General features: G+C 73.5%; 1 protein-coding gene. It reads left to right on the top strand.

Translation table 11 applies throughout. The features are described 5' to 3' along the window. Positions 1 to 2,788: beta-ketoacyl synthase N-terminal-like domain-containing protein (locus JT723_RS34535; protein WP_205048861.1), on the top strand; the 2,788-nt coding region annotated here is incomplete at both ends.

Here is a 2,788-nt window from a genome sequence, read left to right as displayed (position 1 = left end):
TCCGCGCGTGCACGCGGGCTTCCTCAACACCACCGGCACCGTCGACTTCGGCGACCTGCGGCTCGGACCCGTGCCCGTACGCCCCACGGGACCGCTGCCTCCCCTGCACGCGGCAGTCCGCACGCACCTGACCGCGCGGCACGGGCGCATCGCACCGCCCGAGGGGCTTGTGCTGCCCGCGGACGTGCCCGGCAGCGGGATCGACGGCCTCCTCGCCGACCTGGTCCGGGCACAGCTGTCCGGCCTCGGATGGTTCGGCCCCGAGCCCGTCGTCGTACCCGACCTCCCGCAGGTCGAGCGGCTGGCGACCCCGCTGCGCCACTGGCTCGACGAGACCCTGCGCGTACTGGACGAGCACGGGCACGTGCGATACGACGGGCTGACCTGCACCGCACTGGGCACCGCCCCGCCTGACGCCTGGTCGCGGTGGGACGCCGCCCGCGCCGCGTGGGCCGCGGAGCCGGGGGCGCAGGCCCAGGTCGTGCTGATCGAGACGGTGCTGAAGGCACTGCCGGACGTGCTGACCGGCCGCCGGCCGGCCACCGAGATCCTCTTCCCGAACTCGTCCATGGACCTCGTCCAGGGCCTCTACCAGGACAACGCTCCGGCGGACTTCTTCAACGGCGTGCTGGCCGACGCCGTCGCCGAGTACGTCGCGCGCCGCCTGGCCGAGGACCCCGGCGCCCGGGTGCGCATCTTGGAGGTGGGTGCGGGCACCGGCGGGACGAGCGCGATGGTCTTCCGACGGCTGCGGCCCTACCGGGACGCGGTCGCGGAGTACCGCTACACCGACCTGTCCCCGGCCTTCCTCCAGCACGCCGAGGACACCTACGGCCCTGACAACCCCTACCTCGCCTACGGCCTGCTCGACATCGAACGCCCCCCTGCCGACCAGGACGTGGACCTCGGCGCGTACGACCTCGTCATCGCGGCGAACGTCGTCCACGCCACCAGCCGCATCCACCGCACCCTCGGGCACATCAAGAGCCTGCTGCGGCCGAACGGGATCCTGCTGCTCAACGAGCTCACCAGGAACCAGCTGTGGGTCCACCTCGTCTTCGGGCTGCTCGACGGCTGGTGGCTGACCGAGGACAAGGCCCTGCGCATCGCCGGCAGCCCGGTGCTCACCGTGCCGGCCTGGCGGGGCGCGCTGTCCGGGACGGGCTTCGACGCCGTCGCCTTCCCGCTCGGCGCGGACCGCGACCTCGACCACCACGTGGTCATGGCGCAGAGCGACGGGGTGATCGCCATGGACCTCGCGGCGGTCGCCGAGGGGACCAGTGCGGGCCGCGCGACGGGGCACCGACCTGCCGCGCCCAAGGCCGTCGCGCCCCAGGTCCCGGCACTCCAAGCCCCGGCACCGCAGGCCGCTGCCCCGCAACCCCGGTCCGAGGACGTACGCGAGAAGGGTGTCGGCGCGCTGCGCGCCCTGTTCGCCGACGTGCTGCGGCTGCGTACCGAGGACATCGACGCCGCCACGCCGCTCGACACGCTGGGCGTCGACTCGATCGTCGTTGTCCAGCTGACCTCGCGGCTGCGCGAGGACTTCAGCGACATCCCCAGCACCCTGCTGTTCGAGCACCGGACGGTCGGTGAGCTGGCCGACCACCTGCTCGACACCGTTCCGCAGGAGCTGGCGGCGCTGGCGGGCATGGGCGCGGCGACGGATCCCGGCGCGGGCGCGGAAACCGCAGCCCCCGCCGTCGCGGCCGTCACTGCGTCGCCCGCCGAGCAGGCGCCCGCGGCCGTACGTCATTCCGGTCCCGCCCAACAGGGGCAGGAAGACATCGCGATCATCGGCCTCGCCGGGCGCTACCCCGGGGCCGACACCCTCGACGCCTTCTGGGACAACCTGCGGGCCGGCCGGGACAGCGTGACCGAGCTGCCCGCCGACCGCTGGGACCACCGCGCCTTCCCGACCAGCGCGACGGGCGCGCAGCCCCGCTGGGGCGGCTTCCTCACCGACGTCGACGCCTTCGACCCGCAGTTCTTCGGCATCTCGCCGCGGGAGGCGGAGCACCTCGACCCGCAGGAGCGGCTGTTCGCCGAGTGCGCGTACGCGACGCTCCAGGACGCCGGGTACACCCGCGAGGCCGCCGCGGCCCACGGGCAGGTCGGGGTCTTCGTCGGCGTGATGTACCAGGAGTACCAGCTGCACGCGGCCCAGGAGCAGACTCTCGGGCGGGCCGTCGGCATCCCGGGCAATCCCTCGTCCGTCGCGAACCGGGTGTCGTACGTCTGCGACTTCCACGGCCCGAGCGTCGCGGTCGACACGATGTGCTCGTCCTCGCTGACGGCCATTCACCTGGCGTGCCAGAGCCTGCTGCGGGGGGAGTCGGACCTCGCGCTGGCCGGTGGCGTCAACGTCTCGATCCACCCGAACAAGTTCCTGATCTTCACGCAGAGCGGCCTGGTGCCCTCCGGCGGCCGGTGTGCGGCGTTCGGCGCCGGGGGAGACGGGTTCGTCCCGGCTGAAGGTGTCGGTGCGGTGCTGCTCAAGCCGCTGGCCCGTGCGGTCGCGGACGGCGACCGTATCCACGGGGTGATCAAGGGCAGCGCCGTCAACCACGGCGGCCGCACGAACGGTTACACCGTGCCCAACCCCAGGGCGCACCGCGATGTCATCACCCGCGCGCTCGCCGACGCCGGGGTGGACCCGGCGACCGTGGGCTATGTGGAGGCGCACGGCACGGGCACGTCGCTGGGTGACCCGATCGAGATCGCGGGGCTGGCGGGTGCCTTCGGCGGTGCCCCTGACCGGCGGGTGGCGATCGGCTCGGTGAAGTCG

Source organism: Actinacidiphila bryophytorum (genome assembly GCF_016916835.1).
GTDB classification, from domain to species: domain Bacteria; phylum Actinomycetota; class Actinomycetes; order Streptomycetales; family Streptomycetaceae; genus Actinacidiphila; species Actinacidiphila bryophytorum.
Note: the sequence above shows the minus strand (reverse complement) of the source record. Positions and strands in the feature narration are given on the sequence as shown.